The sequence below is a fragment of the Jonesia denitrificans DSM 20603 genome, assembly GCF_000024065.1.
GTDB lineage: Bacteria > Actinomycetota > Actinomycetes > Actinomycetales > Cellulomonadaceae > Jonesia > Jonesia denitrificans.
This window is the reverse complement of the sequence record NC_013174.1, coordinates 1,912,681-1,931,933: the sequence shown is the minus strand read 5'-3', so window position 1 is coordinate 1,931,933 and position 19,253 is coordinate 1,912,681. Positions and strand designations below refer to the sequence as shown.

Here is a 19,253-nt window from a genome sequence, read left to right as displayed (position 1 = left end):
AACGGTTCGACATCGCTATGGTTGCCGCTATCGTAGCGCGTTGATGGCATCTTGTGCAGGGGCAGTCTATGAAACATAACGGTTTGGTGCTGGATCAGGGAAAACTGGTTGACAGTCTTGCCGCGCGCGTGTGAGGTGCGCTAGAGTCCCACTATCGAATCGCTTCGACGGATGAAGTGATTCACCTCAAGCACATCAGTGCTGCGTATCCACAACGAAGTGAAGGACGCTCATGAACACCCAGCGAGAAGGATCAGGATTGCTGAACGCGCCCATCAACAGGCGCTCATTCCTTGGCCTACTGGCGGCGGGGGCAGCCACCATTGGTGTGCCGTCTCTGCTCGCATCGTGTGCCCAAAATGAACCCCTGCCCGGTGACTCCACAACTGGCGGAGGTGGAACACCAACCGCCACCTCAGATGGATCCATTGCCCCCAGCTACCAGCCCATCCAATACGTCGAGCCAGACTTCCCGTCAGTGAACGGAACCCTGCCGGGGTACACGAGCCGTCCAGAACTGGTGCAGGCTTACGATGCGCCCCCGGGAAGTGGTGTCACCATTACCGCCGCAGCACCCACCTGGTCGCCCATCCCTGACACCACAGGGCAGTACTTCACCGCTGTCAACGACGCTATCGGCAACACCATCGATCTGAACCTCCTGTCCGGAAACGACATCTGGGACATTGCGCAAACACGGCTTGCTGACGCAAACTCCCTTCCCGACTGGTTCGCACTGCCAACCTGGACCGTGTCCGGTAACGCAAAATTCGGTTCCGAGATCGCCCCCGCCGTCTTTGAAGACCTCACCCCACACCTCACCGGGGACAACGTCCTGACCTACCCCCACCTGGCGAATATTCCCACCGAAGCATGGATGAACTCCAGCTGGGAAAACAAAATCTACGCCATCCCCATGCCAGGTGGTGCGCTCGACATGACCTACTTCTACCGCAAAGATCTCCTGGCAGACAAAGGCATCACCGAGGTTGCGCCGACCACCATCGACGACCTCTTCGCCCTGTACAAAGAAATCAACGACCCAGGCGCTGGACGCTACGCCACCCTCAACCCATGGACCGCGCTGACGAACATTGCGTTTGGAGTGCAATCCGGGTGGACAGTCATCGACGGCAAGGTTGTCCACCGCATGGAAACTGACAACTACTTCGACTGCCTGGAATTTGTGGCCAAATGCTACAAAGAAAACCTCGTCCACCCTGACGACGCTGCAGGCCGTCAAACATTCCTTGACGGAAACGTGTACTTCAACGGAGACGGACTCGGAGGCTGGCGTGAAATGGTCGCCAGCCAAGTCGGTGTGAACGACTCCTTCGAGATGGACGCAGTTGTACCGTTCGACTACAAAGGCGGCGACCCGGTGTACTGGCGCGCAGCCCCCGCATCCTTCTGGTCCTTCATCAAAAAAGGAATCGGCGAGGAGAAGATCGCAGCCATCCTCGCATCGGCAGATTTCCTTGCGGCACCGTACGGAACAACAGAATACGACCTGGTCGCCAACGGTGTCGAAGGCGTACACTACAACCTCGGTGACGCGGGCGAACCCGTCAAAACCGAACTCGGCAACACCGAAGTGGTCCCTTCCTACATGTTCCTGGCCTCACCTCCCGGTGTTGCCGCCGACTTCCAATACCCCGGATACGTGGAGTCCTACTCCGCCTACTCAGCAGCAGCAGGACAATACATTCAGTCCTCACCATTCCTGGGCATCAACGTTGTGGTACCAGACGAATACCGTGACATCGAAGCCGGAATCTCCGACCTGGAAACCGAAGTGCAACGCGGACGCGCATCCATCGACGTCATGCGTGAACGCGTCGACCAATGGCGCAAAGACGGTGGCGACGCACTACGCGACTACTACAAGAACATTCTCGACGAACTACCTGCGTGACATCCGTCAACGAGGCCGACACAACGTCCTCGACACACGGGGCGCCCACACAGATGGGCGCCCCGGTGCGGGGACTGGGGGACGAGGTATGACCACCACCCACCACGAACCCTACGCGGGAGACATCCCTGTTCGTAGGATGACCCTGTGGCAAAAAATCGTGCGAGATCGCACATTCATTATCATGACGATCCCAGCGGTCGTCCTCATCATTGTCTTCAACTACATCCCGATGATCGGGAACATTGGAGCCTTCCAGGACTACAACCCATACGGCGGCATCACTGGAAGCCCTTGGGTAGGGCTTGAGAACTTCCTCGACGTCCTCACCTCAGCGTCCTTCGCCAACGCGCTGAAAAACACCCTGCTTATCACAACGTTCTCGTTGCTGTTCTACTTCCCAGTTCCTATCTTCCTCGCGGTACTCATGAACTCGATTTTGAGTACCAAAGTGCGAACCGTGGTGCAGTCAGTCATCTACCTCCCGCACTTCTTCTCCTGGGTACTTGTCATCACGATCTTCCAACAATTCGTTGGTGGCGCCAGCCCACTATCCCAATGGATGATCCGCAACGGGGACGCCCCCTTGCAGATCATGACCAACCCGGACACGTTCATCGCACTGGTGACTACCCAAGCGATCTGGAAAGACGCAGGGTGGGGCATGATCATCTTCCTGGCAGCACTGTCCACCGTGAACCCGTCGCTGTACGAAGCCGCCGTTGTTGATGGCGCCGGGAAAATGCGCCGCCTATGGCACATCACGCTGCCAGCACTCCGACCCGTCATTGTCCTGCTTCTCATTTTGCGTCTCGGGGACGCCCTCAACGTTGGGTTCGAGCAAATGTATCTGCAACGTGATGCCGTCGGCTCTGGAGCATCCGATGTCCTTGACACCTTCGTGTACTTCGAAGGTATTCAATACTCCAAATGGGGATTTGCGCTCGCAGCTGGGCTGATGAAAGGTATCGTGGCGCTCCTCCTTGTTCTTGGGGCCAATAAACTCGCTCACCGTATGGGTGAAGCCGGCGTCTACCAGAAGGCGGGATAACAGTGTCTGTCGAACTGTCACAAGCGGCCCGCGGTCCGCAGAAAGTCTTCACACCTGCAGAGATTGCTGCGCTTCCCATCGACCACCGCATCGATGGGATCCCCAACCAGCGCCGTCACCGCAACGCCAACAGACCAGTATGGGAGGAAAGCCCATCGACATGGGGGATGATCGGAAAGTTCCTCATCCTCACCGTGGTTGTCGGGCTTGTTGCGATCCCCATGTGGGGGATTGTGGTGACCTCGTTGTCTGATGCAAAGACCGTGCAAGAAGCCGGTGGTTTGGTGCTGTTCCCCAAGGGCATCACGTTCGCGTCCTACGCGCAATTACTGTCGGGTGGGGTTGTTGCTCAAGCTGCGTGGGTCTCAGTCATTGTTACCGTGACTGGAACGGTGATAGCCACTGTTGTTTCAGCGTTGGCTGCCTACGGGTTGTCTAAACCTGGCACCGCATTACACCGGCCTATTTTGTTCCTCTTCATCATTACGATGTTCTTTTCCGCTGGGCTGATCCCCACATATTTGTGGATTTCCTCGTTGGGTCTGCGCAACAGTTTGTGGGCGCTCATTTTGCCCACCTGTATTTCTGCGTTCAACCTGCTCATTATGCGGAACTTCTTCATGGGGATTGACACCGGCATCATCGAAGCAGCCCGTATTGATGGCGCATCAGAATGGAAAATCCTCTTCTCCATTGTGATGCCCATGTCCAAGGCAGTCACTGCCGTGATCGCGCTCTTTTACGGGGTGGGGTTCTGGAACGCGTTCTTCAACGCGGTGCTCTACATTGATGACTCGTCCAAGTGGCCATTGCAAATGGTGCTCCGCCAGTATGTGCTTCAAGGGCAGTCTATTCCGGGAGTTGACTTCACGGTCGCTCAGGGACAGCTGAACTCAGTGTCGATCAAAATGGCCATCATGGTGTTGGCGGTGCTCCCCATCCTTATCGTGTACCCATTCGTGCAAAAGCACTTCACCAAGGGTGTCATTTTTGGTGCGATCAAGGGGTAGTCGCTCGATGCACTTATTCATACTGTGGGGCCAGGTCTGATGACCTGGCCCCACAGTGTTGATGGGGTGGGAATACGCACCGATCCCTGCAGTGAATGCGCTAGGGGGCAACAGGCGCGCTGTGAGGCGCTGCAGTGGTTGCCCGTTGAGTGAGCTCAGCGGCGAGTAGTCGCGTTTCGGCTGGTTGTTCGGGGTCGTTGAGGCGTTGAATGGCCATGTCAACGGCGACTTTCCCAATGGCTGTTGCGGGGATGGTCACTGAACTCAGTGGTTGAGGCTGGGAAGTGGCAAGGTGTTGGGGGCAGATTGCGACAATGGACATGTCGTCCGGGATGGAAAGCCCCCGGTCACGCAGGGCAGCAACCACGTGTGGTAGCGCTGCTTCGTTATGGACAATGAGCCCGGTCGTGTCAGGGTGGGTGCTCAGGATAGTGGCTACCGCGGTGCGTGCGCCAACTTCTGATGCTTCGCAGGCAATTGCGTGCAGGCTAATGTCCCGGGCGTTTGCTTCATAAGTGGCCCCAGATAAGGTGCGGTCCCAAAACGAGGTATGTCGTTTCCACACAGCTTCGGGTGCACCGAGCATCGCGAGAGAGGTGTGGCCCAATTGAGCGAGGTGGCGAACGGTTGCTGTGCCCGCCCCAAAGAAATCAAGGTCGACGCAGGAGAGCCCGGAACTGTCGCGCGGCAGGCCGATGAGCACAGCTGGTTGTCGTGCTTGAGCGAGTAAGGGGATACGAGGGTCGTCTTCTTCGATGTCCATGGCGATGATCGCATCGACCATCGAACCAGAGGAGACGCGGTCGATTCCGGTGGCGTCATCTTGGGTGAGGAGGAGCACGTCGTAGTTGTGGGTGCGTGCTGCTTGGACGACCCCGGTGACGAACTCCATGATGACGTTGACGTTCACGGCGACACGTAGTGGTGCCACGAGTGCGATGACGTTGGTGCGTGAAGAGGCCAGTGCGCGCGCTCCAGCGTGAGGGCGGTAGCCAAGGTCGCGGATGGCGCGTTCGACTCGTGCCCGGGTGGGGCCGGATATAGGACGTTTCCCTGACAGCACGTAGGACACGGTGGAGGTGGACACTCCGGCTGCTTTTGCTACATCGTCAATCGTCGCCATGGTTCGTTTCTCGTGGTGGTGTGTCACCGGTGTGTGTCCCGGTGTTGTCTTTCAGACTAATCGGCTGTGTGGTGTTTTCTTGCAGGTGACGTCCGGTGAAACGCAGTGTTTCACCCGGTGTCACGGTGATGGACCGTTGGGTGGTGCCAAACGAGATGGTGCGGCGTGCTGGCTGGCGGGCCTGAGCGTGCAGCGTCACGGTCACGAGGTCGGGTGCTGCGTTGCGCCATGTGATCTCACAGGTGAGTCTACCGGGCAGGTGTAGCCCGGTGATGTGTCCCTGTGTCCACGCGGGTGGGAGCGCTGGAAGCAGGGTGATGGTGTCGGTAGTGGCATCAATGAGACACGCGCATACTCCAGCGAGGTAGCCGAGGTTTCCGTCAATTTGGAAGGGTGGGTGGGCGCTGAGGAGGGAGGGGTAGAGGCCGCCGTGGTGGGGCCCTGTGTGCTGTGTCATGGGCCGTAGGGATCGGGCAATCCAGGTGGCGGCGTCCTCGTTGCGGCGGGCGCGGGCGCTCAGTGCGATGCGCCACGCCAGTGCCCACCCGGTTGATTCGGGTCCGCGGGCGTTGAGGGACGCCATGGCTGCGTCGCGTAGTTCTGGTGTGGTCAGGTGGCGGAACGGGTAGAGCCCGATGAGGTGGGAGAGGTGACGGTGGTTGGGTTCGGCGCTGGGGTGGTTATGAGTCCATTCGGCGAGGTGGCCGCTGGTGGTGATGCGGGGGGTGGGAAGGTCCGCGATGAGGCGTCCCAGTGGTGCGAGCCATGGGGCGTCTTTGTTGAGCATCGCTGCTGCGTGGGTGGCGACCTGGTGAAGTTCGGTCAGTAGCGCGATGTCCATTGTGGGGGTGTCAGTGATTGCTGTGGTGGTGCCGTCGTGGGTGAAGGTGTGTTCGGGGGAGGTGGAGGGGGCACTGTGAGTGGTGGTGCCGTCGTGGGTGAGCCAGTGCAGGGCGAAGTGTGCGGCTCCTTCAATGAGGGGCCATAGGTGTGCGGCGTCAGTGAGGTCGTCGGTGTAGGTGATGTGGTCCCATGCGGTGAGGGTGAGCCAGAGCCCACCCATGGGCCAAAACGACCATGCTGGGTCGCCGTGTCCGGCGCCTGCTGGGGTGGCGTAACCCCACCGGTCGCTGTTGTGGTGCAGGACGAAGCCGGGTGCGTGGTAGAGCGCGTTGGCGATGTAGCGCCCTGGTCCGGCAGCGGCGCGGGTCAGCCAGTGGCGTAGTTGGGTGTGATGTTCTCCGAGGCCAACCTGGTCGGCGGCCCAGTAGTTCATGGGGGTGTTGATGTTCAGGGTGTAGTTGGAGCTCCATGGTGGGGGGAGTTCGGCGTTCCAGAGGCCTTGGAGAGTGATGGGCAGGGCATTGGGGTGCAGGGTGGTGATGAGGAGGTGGCGGCCCATGTGGAATTGTCGGGTGGCGTGTGGGTCAGCGGCGATATGAAGGCTGGTTCGGGTGTACATCTGCCGATGCGCGGCAACGTGGCGCGCGTAGGGTCCGGCGAGTTCTGCGGTGGGTGGGGTGCCAGCGTTGGTGAGGGCGTCGCGGATGCGTTCGGCGTGTGTGTGGAGGTGGGTGATGACGGGGGCGGTGGGCTCGGTGGGGTCGGCGGGGGTATTGGCGGTGAGGACGAGGATGCCGGTGGTGTGAGGGGCGATGGTGAGGGTGGTGGGGGTGGCGGCACTGGTGGTTGCCCAGGTCAGGGTTTGGCTGGCGCTGGTGTGATCGTAGGTGATGTGGTGGTCGGTTGTTTCGTGGGTGGGGGCAACGTCGCTGGGGAGCCGCACGGTGAGGTGCGGGCGGTGGGTGGTGTGCTGGGTGTGGGGGCGCAGGAGGGTGTCGGTGCTGATGGTGTAGTGCAGGGTGTGGGGGCTGTGGTTGGTGATGGTGTGGATGATGGCGCTGCCGTCGCCTGGGGGAGCGTGGGGGGTGTCGGGGAGGTGGAAGGGCGGTGAGTAGTTGTCGGCGCGGGGTACCCAGGTGCGGTGGTGGATGGTGCTGTTGTCAGCGGTGGCGTAGATGGCGTGGCTGGTCGCGGTGGAGAAGTCGAGGTGGCGGCTGATGAAGGTGACGGAGTGAGTGGGGGTGAGGGTGAGGTGAGCTAGGGGAAGAAACGCTTGGCTGTGTGGAGTTTGGGTGCTTTTCAGGATGCGGGTGATGGTGGGGTAGTCCTGGCGGGCAAGGGCGAGGCGTGCTTCGATGAGCCAGGTGGGGTTGTCGGCTGCTGGGGGGAGTTGGTAGGCGGTTGCGGGGTGGCCGGACCAGGTGGCGTGGTGGTTGATCCAGAGTGTGGTGTGGGCGGCGTGGGCGCCGTCCATGACCCCAAGGATTCCATTGCCGAGGGGAAGCGCTTCGACCCATGTTGTGCAGGGGGCGTTCAGGGAGAGTTGCTCCGGGGAGTCGGTGGGATGTGCGGTGGTGGACTTCGTTGTCTCGTCGCGGTTCATTGGGTACTCCGGGTGGGCAGGTAGGAACGAGAAGCGGGGGAGAGAGTAGGGAAGGTTCGTCATGACGATGTGTGGCGTTTCGACTATGGATCGTTGAACCGCTTCGATGGTATCGTGGGGAACACCCTGAGGGCTACTACCCTCACTCGTCAACCTGACCAACCCAAGGAGCAATGGTGCACCGATCGGGACGGCCACCCCTGGGCCACCGCATCGCCTACGGCGGAGACTACAGTCCAGAACAGTGGGACCCAGACACCTGGCGTGACGATATCGCCCTCATGCGCACCGCTGGCGTCACGCTTATTACCCTCGGTGTGTTCAGCTGGGCAGACCTCGAACCACACCCCGGGACCTACACGTTTGACTGGCTCGATGACGTCATCAACGCCCTCCACGACGCGGGGATCGCCGTTGACCTCGCAACCCCCACCGCATCCCCGCCCCCATGGATGGGGCACCTCCACCCGGACACGCTTGCCCGAGACCGTGACGGCCACACCATGCACTGGGGGTCGCGCAACCACTTTTCCCCCGCATCAGCCACCTACCGTGACTACTGTGCGCGCATCGTCACCCAGCTGGTTACCCGGTACGTCCACCACCCGGCTGTGGTGATGTGGCACATCGGGAATGAATACGGGCAACTGTGCTACTCCGATGAAGCCGCCACCCGTTTTCGCAACTGGCTCCTTGAGCGCTACCACAGCATCGACGCGCTCAACGACGCGTGGGGAACCTCCTTTTGGTCCCAACGCTACGGTTCCTTCGACGAAGTCATCCCTCCCCGGAGCGCCCCCTACCTCATCAACCCCGGACTCAATCTTGACTACCAACGGTTCAGTTCCGACCTCATGCGCGACTGCCTGCGCGAACAACGCGACATCATTCGAGCCGCTGACCCACACGCCGTCATCACCACAAACTTCATGGGTTTCTTCCCCCTGGTTAATTACCCCACCTGGGTCAATGACCTCGACATCATCAGTGATGACATCTACCCCGACCCCACCAACGAGCGTTCCTACCACGACACCGCTCTCGCCCACACCCTCATGCGATCCCTGGCCAACGGCAAACCATGGATGCTCATGGAACAAGCCGTCTCTGCAGTGAACTGGCGTCCCCACAACGTCCCCAAACCCGTCCACCAAACCCGCCGCGAGGCGCTCACAGCGGTCGCTCGGGGTGCGCGTGGGATCTGCTACTTTCAGTGGCGCGCATCGGCGGTTGGGTCAGAACGATTCCACTCTGCGATGTTGCCGCATCAAGGGCCCAACACCCCTCACTTTGAGTCGGTGTGCGCACTGGGTCGTGAACTAGAACACCTGTCCACGGTGCTCCCCCACGATGACAACCTGTTACCGCATGTTCGGGTAGCTCTCGTTTTCACCTGGGAGAACTGGTGGGCCACCCGTGAACCGGCGCTCCCCACGCACCAGTTAGATGCCTATGCGGTTCTCCGTCGCTGGTTTACCGCACTGCACGACCTGGGGGTCACCGTTGACATTGTGCCGCCCGGACCGCATCTCACCCAGTATGACGTCGTTGCAGTGCCCAACCTTTACCAAGCCAACGACAGTGATGTGGAGGCGTTGCGTGCTGTGAGCGAAGCGGGCCACACCTTGATTCTTGGACCATTTTCGGGCATCGCTCATGGAGACGGGCACATCCATGCGGGGTACTTCCCGGTACCGCTGGCGGACCTCACCGGAACTCACGGACAACAATGGGTGCCCCTTGGGCACGCCACGCAGTTCACCCTCGGTGTGGACAGCCTGCCGGTGCCCAGGTACGCCGATCACATCACCCTGGCCAGTGCCACAGCCACGGCTGTGGCATCCTTTCCTGCCGATGCGCCCCACGGGTTGGCGAACGCCCCTGCGGTGGTCCACAACCCAGCAACCGATGTGTGGACCCTTGCCGCAGATCTTGACAGCCCAGCGCTGAAAGCACTGTTCACCAGGATTCTGCCACCTGACCTCATGCCTGGGCGTGACCTGCCAGACGGCGTTGAGGTGATATCCGGTGCACTGCACACTCTCATCGTGAACCACACGGACACCGCACACACAGTCGCGCTGGCAAGTCTGGCCGGGCACAACCGACGTCACCCCTGGGTGGGGCAGTGGCACGACGCCTTGACGATGACCAGCTATGACGGGTCCAATACCGTCCACGTGCCCGCCTACGATGCCGTGTTTCTCGTTGCGGCCAACGCCCTTGACAGAATCTAAGGAGACCAACTCATGAAATTTTCACACGGCTACTGGCTGACCCGCGACGGGTACACGGTCCTCCGCCCTAAGGACATTGATACCGTGGAAGAACGGGACGGAGCGTTGGTGGTGTACGCACCCACCGCGCCCATCGAGACGCGAGGGGACACCCTCAACCGCCCGCTGATCACAACCACGTTCACCGCCCCCATTCCCGATGTGATTGGGGTTGAGATCGTGCACCACAAGGGGCGCATCGATCCAGGTCCTCATTTTGCTCTTGCTGCGCAGGAAGGGGCCGCGACCATCACGGTCGCGGACCCGCACTCAGGTGTGCCAGCGACGATCACCTCAGGACGCCTGACCGCAACGGTGTCCACTGATGGCCCGTGGCATGTTGATTTTTCCGGGCAAGGGCGCCACCTCACCTCATCAATGGACCGGTCCGTGGGTGTTGTGTCCCACACCAGTGGGGACCGCTACGTGTATGAGCAGCTCACGATGGGTGTCTCCGAAAACATTTTTGGGTTAGGGGAGCGATTCGGGGCGTTTGTGAAAAACGGCCAGGTCGTTGATGTGTGGAACGAAGACGGCGGAACAGCCTCCGAACAGGCCTACAAAAACGTACCGTTCTACCTGTCCGACGCAGGATACGGGGTGTTCATTGACACCCCCGACCATGTGTCACTGGAAATTGGGTCTGAAGTCGTGTCCCGCACCCAAATTTCGGTGCCCGGATCAAGACTTCGCTACTTCGTCATCTATGGCGAAACGCCTAAAGACATCCTGTCCACCTATACGGCGCTGACTGGCCGCCCTGCCGCAGTGCCTGCATGGTCCTACGGAACGTGGCTGTCCACCTCATTCACAACTAACTATGACGAAGCAACAGTGATGTCATTCATTGACGGCATGATCGACCGTGAACTGCCGCTCTCTGTGTTCCATTTTGACTGCTTTTGGATGCGCGGCTTCCACTGGACCGACTTTGTTTGGCACCCAGACACGTTTCCAGATCCTCAAGGGATGCTCAACCGGATCAAAGCCAAAGACCTCCACATTTGCGTGTGGATCAACCCCTACATTGCGCAACGGTCGCACTTGTTCGACGAGGGAATGGCCAAGGGATATCTTGTCACCGAACCTGACGGATCAGTGTGGCAATGGGACATGTGGCAGGCAGGGATGGCCCTGGTTGACTTCACCAACCCCGACGCCACCGCCTGGTATGTTTCCCACCTCAAACAGCTCCTGGATATGGGGGTGGACGCGTTCAAAACTGACTTTGGCGAACGTATCCCCACCAACGTGGTGTGGCACGATGGTTCAGACCCGCAACGCATGCACAACTACTACACGCTGCTGTTCAATAAAGCGGTCTTTGACCTGCTCGAACGGGAACGCGGCACCGGCGAGGCCGTTGTCTTTGCCCGCTCAGCCACCGCCGGCGGCCAGCAATACCCTGTCCACTGGGGTGGGGACTGCGAATCGACGTTTGTGGCCATGGCTGAATCCTTGCGTGGTGGGCTCTCCCTGTCACTGAGCGGGTTTGGGTACTGGAGCCACGACATCGGTGGGTTTGAAGGCACCCCCGACCCAGCCGTGTTCAAACGTTGGGTGGCCTTTGGGTTCATGTCCTCCCACTCACGGTTCCACGGCTCTGACTCCTACCGTGTCCCGTGGGCCTTTGATGACGAATCCGTGGCTGTGACCCGCCTCTTCTCCACCTTGAAAATGTCACTGATGCCCTACCTTGGACGACTAGGTGAGGAAGCTGCAACACATGGGATCCCCGTCATGCGTCCCATGCTCCTCGAATTTCCAGCCGACCGAACCGCACGCACGATCGGCACCCAGTACATGCTCGGTGACGCCCTCCTGGTTGCCCCCGTGTTTGACGAACACACCGCCGAGTTCTACGTCCCTGAAGGCACCTGGACGTCCCTGCTTACCGGAGACACTTACACTGGTCCACGCTGGTACCGCAAGGACATGGGATTTGACGACATGCCCATCCTGGCGCGTCCAGGAAGTGTCATCCCGAGAGGCGCCACCACCACGCGCCCAGACTACCCGTGGGCGCACGACGTCACATTGCACGCCTACGCGTTCCCCGACGGGCACAACACCACCGTCACCATCCCCGCATCCAGTGCCACCACACAAGCGGCCCGATTTACCGTGTGGCGTGACGGCGACACACTTCACGCCCGCCGCGACGAAGGAACCGGCCCCTGGTCACTGGCCATCGGGGGCACATCGATCCGCCATCACACAACAGAAAAGACCGCATCGGTGACCCTTGCGGGGTAGCACCGATGCGGTCACACCAGCGGGCGGAGACGTCACCGCCCGCTGGTTTGTGCTGCCAACGCCGAAGCAAGAGTTGGACTCAGCGGGACTGTTGGGGTCAAGAAAGCGCCAATGGCATGGTAAATATCGGGTTTCCCTGGCCACACAGTTCCACTGGGTCGATTCGCGGTATCTAACTCGTGATGCCACGATCCATGCGCCTCATCAACAAAGAACCGCTCCACATGGGCAAGCCACTGCTCGTAGTCCTTGGCATAAAACGGCGCGGACGTCGCGGTGAACAAGGCAGACGCAGCAGCCAACGCCTCAGCAGGAACCCAGTGCATCCGGGTTTCCACAATAGGTTCGCCACCCCACCCCGTCGTGTACACAAACCCCATGTGACCTGCAGTGGAACGGCGCCACCCATCAGCAATCGCCCGCGAATACAACGACCGCGCCGACTCCTGTAACCACGGGTGCTGCCCCGGGAACGTCGCATCAAGGTGCAACAACAACCGCGCCCACTCAATACCATGACCAACCGTTGCCCCATACGGTTTAAACGGATCAGCACGACGGTCATCGTTGAACTCGAGCAACGGCTCCCACGATGGTGAGAAATGCTCAGGAATCCGCCACCCGTTGGGGGCAGCCCACTGCAACGCCACCGTCTTCGCGATCCCTAACGCCCGCTCATGCCACACCGGGTCACCCGTGACATCACCCGCCGCAAGAAGCGCCTCCACCGCATGCATATTGGCGTTGACACCACGGTAATCATCAAGAACCGACCACGATGCATCCCATTCATCGACGTGTAAACCCGTGCCTGCATCAAAAAACCGGTCCTCAAGAATCGCCAACCCCTGCGTCAACAACTCTTGCGCACCTGACAACCCAGCTACACGGGCAGAGGACGCCGCCAACACAACAAACGCATGAGCGTACGCGCTCTTTGTCGAATCAACCTCACCAGCCCCAGCAGTCACCGGAATCGATGCGAACCACCCATCATGCTCGCTGTCACGCAACGGACCGGACCGCAACGCGTCCAATCCTTCCTGCGCAATTTCCCGGGCATGCGCATCTCCAAGAATGGCCCCTAACGAAAACGCGTGCACCATTCGAGCGGTGATCCACGTGTGAATCGCTTGCGTGTCATCAACCTGCCCATCGACGGTCAGCCACCCAGCACCCCGACCAGCAACCATGGTCTTCCGAGCAAAATCAAGTAACCCGCGCGCTTGAAGGCGCAACCACGCATGGTGATCAGGAGACGTCAACGCAGGGCCAGTGTGGTCAATCATGAATCATCCTTATGCGAGTCGAGAACGTAGCCACGGAAGCTGACGCGCTACTTGATGGATTTGGCCACCTTCGTGACCGTTGTAGGGGTAAACAACAATGTCTTTGTCATCATGCCCATAGTGGTTAAACGCACTAAACACAGTAGATGGCGGGCAAATCATGTCCATGAGCGCCACCGAGAACAACGCAGGTGCGCTCGCAGCAGGTGCAAAGTTCACCGCGTCGAAGTAGGACAACGTGGTAAATACTTGGTCGACCTCGCCGCGGTGCACGGCAAGGTAAGCGGTGATCTCGTGGAATGGGTCAGCATCCGTGATGGAGGTGGCTCGCTCAAAGTTGCACAAGAACGGCACATCCGGCAGTACGGCGGCGACCTTGTCTCCTAAGAGCCCCGCTGCGGCAAGGGTGATTCCCCCGCCTTGACTGATTCCGGCGATCGCGGTGCGTTGCGGATCGACACGGTCCAGGGAAACTGTTGCTTCCCACGCGCGCACAGCGTCCGTGTACACGCGGCGGTAGTAGTAGTCGGCGGGGTCGGTGATACCCCGGGTCATGAACCCTGCAACTGATGGTGTTGAGCCCACCGGATCGGGAGTGTGCCCCCCATTTCCCCACCCGGAGCCTTGCCCCCGGGTATCCATTTTCACGTGGATGTACCCAGCGTTGGCCCAGAGGAGGTTTTCATGGGGGAGGCCGCGCCCTCCGTTGTACCCGACAAACTCCACCACGGCGGGCAACGGGCCGTCGGTGCCTGCTGGAGCAGTGAGCCAGGCTTTGATTCGGTGCCCACCAAACCCGCTGTACTCCATGTCATACACATCGACAAGGTCAAGTCCGGTGTCCACCTTGGTCAGCGTGACATCAAGATCGAATGCTCGTGCCTGCGCCAGGGTTGTGTCCCAGAACTCGGTGAAGTCGTCGGGGCGGCGCACCTCGGGGCGGTAGGTGTCGAGTTCAGCAAGTGGCAAGTCGAAAAAAGCCATGATTGTCCTTCGTTGGTCAAGGGCTGTGACGGGGGGTGGCGGCGGTGCCACCCGGTCCTTGTAGTGTACGTCTGGCGCTTAAGGCGACAGCGTCGACAACTCGCTGACATGCGGTGATGATCGCACCTTTGCGGCGAGTGACGTGGATCGTTCTGGAACGAACTGGGCTTGCAACACCAGTGCCGCAGCACCAATGGCGGGGGCTGTTTCAGCGGACTGTGACAGTTGTACGTGCACGGCGTGGTTGTCACGGGCAAAGAAGGATGCGGCGAGCGTGTCACGGATCGCGGGAACGTAAATGTGGCTTGCTGCCGCGAAGCTTGAGCCGGTGAGGACAAGCATACGAACATCAAGGAGGTTTGCCACTGATTGGGCGGCGACTCCCACGTAGCGTGCGGAGCGTTCCAAGAGTTGTCGCGATGGGGTGTCGCCCATTCGTGAGGCGCGGGCGATGGCTGCGAACCGCTGGGTGATGGGGGTGTGGTCGCCTAAGGTGTCGAGGGCGGCGGCTGTGACGATGCGCGGGTCGCTGTAGGCCTCATTGACGACGGCAGCTGGGCCGGCGAGTGCTTCAAAGCATCCGCGTGCCCCGCACCAGCATTCGGGCCCGTCGATGTTGGCGCAGGTGTGGCCGATTTCTCCGGCGTTTCCGGAGGTGCCTCGGTAGGCGGTTCCGTTGATGACGATGCCGGCGCCTAGTCCAGTTCCGAGGTAGAGGGCAGCGAAGGATTCTTCGCGTTGGGTTCCTCCGGACCAGTATTCGCCGATGGCGGCGGCGGTGGCGTCGTTTTCGAGCAGGACGGGTAGTTGGGCGACGTCGGCGAGTTGGGTGTCGAGGGGGAAGTCTTCCCAGGAGCGCATGAAGGGTGGTGTCAGGTGCATTCCGGCTCGTGAGGAGAGGGGACCGGGGGAGACGAGGCCGAGCCCGAGGAGTTTGTCGCGGGCGATTCCGATGGATTCGACAAGCATGTTGATTTCGTCGGCCATGCGGATGACGACGTCGGCAGGGCTGGCGTTGCCGGGGCCGGGGCGGGCGAGGCGTGCGACGGGGGCTCCGGCGAGGTTGGTCACGGCGTAGGTGATGGCGCCGTGGTCGAGGTGGACGCCGACGGCGTATCGTGCGGTGGGGTTGAGTTCGAGCAGGACGCGGGGTTTTCCTCCGGTGGATTCGGCGCGTCCGATTTCGATGACGAGGTGGGCGTCGAGGAGTTTGCGGACAACGGTGGATACGGTCGCGCCAGTGAGTCCGGTGACTTGTGCGATTCCGACCCGCGAGATTGTTCCTGCGGCGCGGATGGCGTCCAGGACAACCGATGTGCTTCCGGTTGTGTTGAGGGTGCGGGCGGTGGCGGCCACGGTCGCTCCTTTGTTGGCAGGTGTGTCGTTTCCAGTATGCCGGGTGTCACGGGCGTGGTGGTGATCGGAGCGATTGCAACGATCTGATAACCGCCTGTGTGAGTTAGGCATCTGCTGTTGACTTACTTTATTCACTTGCTTAAGAATGTTGCAAGGGGAGACGCGAATCACCCCCACTCGCACACCATGATCATCAACACGACCGCCGTGTTGACCAAGGAGAGGATCAACGATGTTCCCTCGCACAGCGCGAAAGGTCGCCGCCCTCACGGCAGCGGCATCCTTGCTGGCACTCACTGCCTGCTCATCTGACTCGTCCGGCGAAGGAGCCGACGGCGAGGTTACACTGAAAGTGCTCACCTGGCGCACCGACCTCGTTGAGGACGGTACATTTGATGAATACGCCGACCGTTTCAACGAAACCTACCCGGACATCACGGTCGAGTTTGAAGGCATCACCGACTATGAAGGTGAAGTCAAAACACGTATGTCCACCGAGAACTACGGTGACGTGCTGGGCATCGTTGGCACCGTGCAACCTGCCCAACTGCAGGATTTCTTTGAACCACTGGGAACAGTGGAAGAAATCGAAGAGGACTACCGGTTCGTTCGGGAAAAGGCCTACCAGGGCACGGTGTACGGCATCCCTGTGGTGGGGAACACCCAAGGGATCGTCTACAACCGCAACGTGTGGCAAGAAGCAGGGTTGAGTGACTACCCCACAACTCCGGAGGAGTTCATTGAGGCGCTCAAAACCATCAAAGACAACACTGACACCACCCCGATGTACACCAACTATGCGGCCGGGTGGACTCTCACCCAATGGGAAGCGCACCGTGGTGAAATTTCCGCTGACCCCAACTATGTCAACTCACTTCTAGAGACAGACAACCCATGGGTTGAAGGTTCTGACCACTACGTGATCGACTCACTGCTCTATGACGTGGTCGCTGAAGGACTCGTTGAAGAAGACCCCACCACAACTGACTGGGAACTGTCCAAAGACCTCATCGCCACTGGCGATGTGGCCACCATGGTTCTTGGCTCCTGGGCGATCGTCCAAATGCAACAAGCAGCAATCGACAATGGTGGTGAAGGGACAGACATCGGGTACATGCCGTTCCCGCACCAAAAGGACGGAACGTTCTACGCGTCCGTGGGTGGCGACTACAACCTTGCAATCAACAAACACTCCAAGCACAAAGAAGAAGCACGCCAGTGGATTGACTGGTTCAACAACCACTCCGGTTACGCAGAAACCCAAGGTGGGCTATCCCCACTGAAAGACTCCGTGGAACCCAAAGTGTTGGAAGACTTCACTCTTGCTGGAGTGCAGTACGTCGAACAGTACCCTGCCCCAGAAGGGAAAGAAGGTCTCATCGACGAGATCGACAACACCGCAGAAATCGGCTTGTGGCAAGACATGTACCGTAAGCGCATCGTTGATGCGGCCCGCGGTCAAGGCGACGAAACCAAAGAAGACATCTTTGCTGATCTCAACGCCCGCTGGAAAGCAGCACGAGCAGAGGTCATGGGCGGCTAACCCACCCTCACACTCAACGACGTGAGTGTTGCGTGGGGGAAGCCAACGGTGCTTCCCCCACGCCCCACGCCTCGCAAGCGCCTAGTGCGTCGTTTCACCGTGACCTGCACCTGCACGTGACGGCATCACTTTGAGGACATCATGGCAACACATACCGAAGGTGGCACGCCCACGCGCGTGGCGAAGACCTTATCAACAAGCGATGCGACACCGGGGAAACCCACAAACACCCGTCGCACGAAGAAAAGCGGCTGGGGCTGGTCAGGAACACCGTACCTGTTCCTCCTGGTTCCCGTGGTACTCCTGCTCGCACTGACCTACTACCCCGTCATAAACATGTTTTGGTACTCGGTCACCGACTGGGATGGGCTGGCAAAAACCAAAGAGTTTGTGGGTGCAGACAACTTCATCACCGTCTTCACCAAACCGGAGTACTTCGCTGTCTTTAAAGTCTCGCTCTACTACTTCTTTGCATCCTTTGTGCAAATGGGGATCGCCCTGTACTTCGCAACCATCTTGAGCTTCAACACCCGGTTCAAGAACTTCTTCAAAGGCGTGTTGTTTTTCCCCTACCTCATTAACGGTGTCGCAATCGGCTTCATCTTCTTGTACTTCTTCCGCCCCGACGGCACCCTAGATGCACTCATGGGCATCCTTGGGCTGGGCGAGCACACCCAACACTGGCTCGGAAACAGAGACATCGCGAACTACTCGCTGGCAGCCACCTCCGTGTGGCGCTACACCGGATTGAACTTCGTCCTCTTCCTCGGCGCCATCCAATCCATTCCCGGGGAAATTTACGAAGCTGCAGAGATCGATGGCGCCAATAAATGGCACCAGTTCCTCTACATCATTGCCCCCTCCATTCGCCCCATCATCGGTCTGTCCTTCATCCTCGCGATCTCCGGGTCGCTGTCAGTCTTCGAAATCCCGTTCGTCATGACAGGTGGCGCCAACGGAACTGAAACGTTCGTCATCAAGACCGTAGACACGGCCTTTAAGTTCAACAAGGTTGGTCAAGCCTCCGCTATGGCGGTCGTCCTCCTCGCCATTGTTCTCGTGGTGACATGGATCCAAAAACGGCTTGTTCCAGAGGAAAAGGTGAACCAGTCATGAAACAGATCACCGCAACAACCCTGAAGTATTTCTCCCTGATCGTTGCATGCCTTGTCACGCTCCTACCGATCGGCGTGATCTTCATGGCCGCGTTCAAAACCAAACAAGAGTTCCGCGACACCGGCCCCTTTGACGTGCCACAATCCTTCAACCTCGACAACTTTGTCACCGCGTTCACCAAAGGCCAGATGGTTCAAGGATTCGTCAACACAGTCATCATTTTGGCCGTTGCGATCACCGGCACAATCATCATCGGAACCATGGCCGCCTACGCCATTGACCGCTTCCGGTTCCGCGGACGCACCCTCGTCCTTGGGGGCTTCCTCCTGGCCACGCTGGTCCCCGCTGTGACCACACAGGTCGCGACCTTCCAAGTCATCAACTCCCTTGGGCTGTACAACACGCGCGCCGCAGTCATGCTGCTCTTCATGGGAACAGACATCGTATCCATCTACATCTTTGTCCAGTTCATGCGTTCAATCGACAAATCCCTCGACGAAGCCGCAGTTCTCGACGGCGCCAACCACCTCACCATCTACGGGCGCATCATCCTGCCACTGCTCAAACCCGCGATCGCCACCGTCGTCATCATCAAAGGCATCGCGATCTACAACGAGTTCTACATCCCGTTCCTCTACATGCCCTCACGCGACCTCGGGGTCATCTCCACCTCACTCTTCCGCTTCAAAGGCCCCTTTGGAGCGCAATGGGAAGTGATCTCAGCCGGCGTCATCATCGTGCTCATCCCCACCCTGCTGCTCTTCCTCTTCCTCCAGCGGTACATCTACAACGGGCTCACCTCAGGGGCCACCAAATAACCCCTGGTGGTGGGCGCGACCTCACCGCAAACGCCCACCACCAGAACCCCACACACCACGCACCCCCGCC

13 protein-coding genes are annotated in these 19,253 nt (G+C 59.6%); 8 read left to right on the top strand and 5 right to left on the bottom strand.

Annotated elements, in window-relative coordinates; translation table 11 throughout:
• Nucleotides 1–232 precede the first annotated feature (232 nt).
• The 3 genes from JDEN_RS08925 (at nt 233) to JDEN_RS08915 (ending at nt 3,976) form a co-directional block, all read left to right on the top strand.
• Nucleotides 233–1,915, top strand: a complete 1,683-nt coding sequence (locus tag JDEN_RS08925) for a type 2 periplasmic-binding domain-containing protein (protein ID WP_015772040.1) — start codon at nt 233–235, stop codon at nt 1,913–1,915.
• 88 nt (nt 1,916–2,003) lie between these two features.
• Complete coding sequence (locus JDEN_RS08920) at nt 2,004–2,966, top strand: ABC transporter permease (protein ID WP_015772039.1); 963 nt, start codon at nt 2,004–2,006, stop codon at nt 2,964–2,966.
• 2 nt (nt 2,967–2,968) lie between these two features.
• On the top strand, nt 2,969–3,976 hold the full coding sequence (locus JDEN_RS08915; RefSeq protein ID WP_015772038.1) for a carbohydrate ABC transporter permease: 1,008 nt from the start codon (nt 2,969–2,971) through the stop codon (nt 3,974–3,976).
• Between the two features lie 100 nt (nt 3,977–4,076).
• On the opposite strand, the gene JDEN_RS08910 is transcribed toward JDEN_RS08915, so the two are convergent.
• The gene (locus JDEN_RS08910) at nt 4,077–5,099 is read right to left on the bottom strand and encodes a LacI family DNA-binding transcriptional regulator (RefSeq protein ID WP_015772037.1); all 1,023 of its coding nucleotides are present in this window, start codon (nt 5,097–5,099) and stop codon (nt 4,077–4,079) included.
• Nucleotides 5,086–7,545, bottom strand: coding sequence for a glycoside hydrolase family 95 protein (locus JDEN_RS13060; RefSeq protein ID WP_015772036.1), 2,460 nt, complete (start codon nt 7,543–7,545; stop codon nt 5,086–5,088). The genes JDEN_RS08910 and JDEN_RS13060 overlap by 14 nt, the downstream gene beginning before the upstream one ends.
• A gap of 173 nt (nt 7,546–7,718) precedes the next feature.
• Here JDEN_RS13060 and JDEN_RS08890 point away from each other — a divergent pair, with 173 nt between their 5' ends.
• A complete protein-coding gene (locus JDEN_RS08890) occupies nt 7,719–9,782 on the top strand; it encodes a beta-galactosidase (RefSeq protein ID WP_049754464.1) in 2,064 nt (687 codons plus the stop codon).
• Between the two features lie 12 nt (nt 9,783–9,794).
• Nucleotides 9,795–12,077, top strand: coding sequence for an alpha-xylosidase (gene yicI / locus JDEN_RS08885; RefSeq protein WP_015772034.1), 2,283 nt, complete (start codon nt 9,795–9,797; stop codon nt 12,075–12,077).
• 32 nt (nt 12,078–12,109) lie between these two features.
• Here yicI and JDEN_RS08880 read toward each other — a convergent pair whose 3' ends face one another.
• The 3 genes from JDEN_RS08880 to JDEN_RS08870 all read right to left on the bottom strand — a co-directional run bounded on the left by JDEN_RS08880 (nt 12,110) and on the right by JDEN_RS08870 (nt 15,706).
• Nucleotides 12,110–13,366, bottom strand: a complete 1,257-nt coding sequence (locus JDEN_RS08880) for an AGE family epimerase/isomerase (RefSeq protein ID WP_015772033.1) — start codon at nt 13,364–13,366, stop codon at nt 12,110–12,112.
• Between the two features lie 9 nt (nt 13,367–13,375).
• Nucleotides 13,376–14,350, bottom strand: coding sequence for an acetylxylan esterase (locus JDEN_RS08875; RefSeq protein WP_015772032.1), 975 nt, complete (start codon nt 14,348–14,350; stop codon nt 13,376–13,378).
• A gap of 78 nt (nt 14,351–14,428) precedes the next feature.
• Nucleotides 14,429–15,706 carry an ROK family transcriptional regulator gene (locus tag JDEN_RS08870; RefSeq protein ID WP_015772031.1) on the bottom strand — a complete coding sequence of 426 codons (1,278 nt, stop codon included), beginning with the start codon at nt 15,704–15,706 and terminating at the stop codon, nt 14,429–14,431.
• Nucleotides 15,707–15,938: 232 nt separating this feature from the next.
• On the opposite strand from JDEN_RS08870, the gene JDEN_RS08865 reads away from it, so the two are divergent.
• The 3 genes from JDEN_RS08865 (at nt 15,939) to JDEN_RS08855 (ending at nt 19,183) form a co-directional block, all read left to right on the top strand.
• Nucleotides 15,939–17,249 carry an ABC transporter substrate-binding protein gene (locus JDEN_RS08865; protein WP_015772030.1) on the top strand — a complete coding sequence of 437 codons (1,311 nt, stop codon included), beginning with the start codon at nt 15,939–15,941 and terminating at the stop codon, nt 17,247–17,249.
• A gap of 141 nt (nt 17,250–17,390) precedes the next feature.
• Entirely contained in the window at nt 17,391–18,365 is a 975-nt protein-coding gene (locus JDEN_RS08860; protein WP_015772029.1) for a carbohydrate ABC transporter permease, read from the top strand.
• On the top strand, nt 18,362–19,183 hold the full coding sequence (locus JDEN_RS08855; RefSeq protein ID WP_015772028.1) for a carbohydrate ABC transporter permease: 822 nt from the start codon (nt 18,362–18,364) through the stop codon (nt 19,181–19,183). Before JDEN_RS08860 ends, JDEN_RS08855 begins: the two co-directional genes overlap by 4 nt.
• Nucleotides 19,184–19,253 lie beyond the last annotated feature (70 nt).

Bases quoted from the DNA above. Each gene is read 5' to 3' on its own strand.
- JDEN_RS08925 (WP_015772040.1), top strand. From the start codon at position 233: ATGAACACCCAGCGAGAAGGATCAGGATTGCTGAACGCGCCCATCAAC.
- JDEN_RS08920 (WP_015772039.1), top strand. From the start codon at position 2,004: ATGACCACCACCCACCACGAACCCTACGCGGGAGACATCCCTGTTCGT.
- JDEN_RS08910 (WP_015772037.1), bottom strand. From the start codon at position 5,099: ATGGCGACGATTGACGATGTAGCAAAAGCAGCCGGAGTGTCCACCTCC.
- JDEN_RS13060 (WP_015772036.1), bottom strand. From the start codon at position 7,545: ATGAACCGCGACGAGACAACGAAGTCCACCACCGCACATCCCACCGAC.
- JDEN_RS08890 (WP_049754464.1), top strand. From the start codon at position 7,719: ATGGTGCACCGATCGGGACGGCCACCCCTGGGCCACCGCATCGCCTAC.
- yicI (WP_015772034.1), top strand. From the start codon at position 9,795: ATGAAATTTTCACACGGCTACTGGCTGACCCGCGACGGGTACACGGTC.
- JDEN_RS08880 (WP_015772033.1), bottom strand. From the start codon at position 13,366: ATGATTGACCACACTGGCCCTGCGTTGACGTCTCCTGATCACCATGCG.
- JDEN_RS08875 (WP_015772032.1), bottom strand. From the start codon at position 14,350: ATGGCTTTTTTCGACTTGCCACTTGCTGAACTCGACACCTACCGCCCC.
- JDEN_RS08865 (WP_015772030.1), top strand. From the start codon at position 15,939: ATGTTCCCTCGCACAGCGCGAAAGGTCGCCGCCCTCACGGCAGCGGCA.
- JDEN_RS08860 (WP_015772029.1), top strand. From the start codon at position 17,391: ATGGCAACACATACCGAAGGTGGCACGCCCACGCGCGTGGCGAAGACC.
- JDEN_RS08855 (WP_015772028.1), top strand. From the start codon at position 18,362: ATGAAACAGATCACCGCAACAACCCTGAAGTATTTCTCCCTGATCGTT.